The organism is Companilactobacillus nantensis DSM 16982 (genome assembly GCF_001435815.1).
Lineage (GTDB): Bacteria > Bacillota > Bacilli > Lactobacillales > Lactobacillaceae > Companilactobacillus > Companilactobacillus nantensis.
The window spans coordinates 1-1,574 of the sequence record NZ_AZFV01000074.1 but is presented as its reverse complement, the minus strand read 5'-3'; the positions used below and the strand labels follow the sequence as shown (position 1 = coordinate 1,574).

Genomic DNA, 1,574 nt, shown 5'->3' with positions numbered 1-1,574 from the left:
TTCAAAACAACCTAAGATTAGTTCTGAGTGGAAATGAATTTTTCCACTTGGAACTTTTTTTGTACACTGAAGACAAAGCTAAAATCGAGCATGAATCTCGGGACTTCGAGTCCGTGAAAAAAAATGATTCCCGTTATCTTCATTTCATTAATCAGGTTTCAGGTTGTTGGACTTCGAGTCCGTGTATAGGAAATGAGATACGAAGTGTTGGTACGGACAGCTTTAGAAAGGAAATAAATTTAATATGTCAGATATAATTGCTTTAGATGTATCCAAAGGCCACAGTTACTGTGTTTCTTATCATGATGGTAATTGCACTGCTGAATTTAATTTTACACACAATAAAATAGGCTTTGCCAGGTTGCGTGCAACCGCAAAGCTTGCCAATAATCCAACGTTCTACTTTGAGGCCACAGGTGTATATTCCCGTCCCATAGAGAGATTCTGTAAAGATAATAAAATACCCTATGCATTACTAAATCCACTTGAATTACACCTTAAAACGGAGAATTTGCGTCGTATTAAAACTGATATAAAAGATGCCCATAAAATAGCCCTTAGTGCTTATGATAATAACTACAGATTGATGTATTTTCAAGATGAAAAATATTCGAATCTTAAAGAGAAATGTAGGTTCTATGAACAGGTTGAAGCTGACCGTAAATATTACAAAGTGAAAATGAAAACCGCACTACAACAGACATTTCCAGAAATGGAACAACTATTTACTGATAAAGCATCTGTTCTAGCCTTGAACGTTACTCGACTTTATCCACACCCAGATTTAGTCTCTGATCTATCAAAAACAAAATTAAAAAATACTATGAAAAAAGAAACCGGTAAAAGAATCTCAGATACAGTCGCTCTTAATTATGCCGAAAAGCTATTAAGATTTGCCAAAAACAGTTGTCCATCGGCACATGTAAACGATCCTCAAGTGGACGAGGTCAAGTATTACGCTACTAGAGTGATAGAAAACACTATAGAAAAAAGAAAGTTAATAAAAGAAATGATCAAACTAGGCAAAAAATTACCTGAGTTTGAAATCATATCCTCAATGCCTTGTATAGGCGAAATGACTGCTGCTATGTTAATTGGTGAAATTGGTAATTTCACTCGGTTCGATAATTCTAATCAACTGAATGCTTATATTGGTATCGATCTTATGAGATATCAATCTGGTCGGAGTCAAAAGAAAGACCACATAAATAAACGTGGTAATCCCAAGGCCAGAGCCGTTTTATACTCTGCCGTTCGAAATATGATTAAGCAACAAGCTTCCGCACAAAACCACATTGTGGATTACTACTACAAACTAAAAAAGCAACCCGTCCCTAAAAGGGACAAGGTTGCGACTGTGGCCTGCATGAATAAGACTCTTAAATGTCTATTTTCAATGATAAATAATAATACTAAGTATTCTTATACATATAGGTCATCCAAACCTAAAGAGATGCTCTAAACATCTCTGATTCAAATACTAACTCTTACCTTCATAATTTTAAAGAATATATTATGAAGTACTGTTTAGAATACTCTCATTTTCTCAATTCTTACTTGACTAATCGTAGGAA

The 1,574-nt window shown here is 34.7% G+C and carries 1 protein-coding gene; it reads left to right on the top strand.

Going from position 1 to position 1,574, the window contains the following annotated elements; all coding sequences use genetic code 11:
• Positions 1 to 244: 244 nt before the first annotated feature.
• Positions 245 to 1,462, top strand: a complete 1,218-nt coding sequence (locus tag FD31_RS13740) for an IS110 family RNA-guided transposase (RefSeq protein ID WP_057893327.1) — start codon at positions 245 to 247, stop codon at positions 1,460 to 1,462.
• Positions 1,463 to 1,574 lie beyond the last annotated feature (112 nt).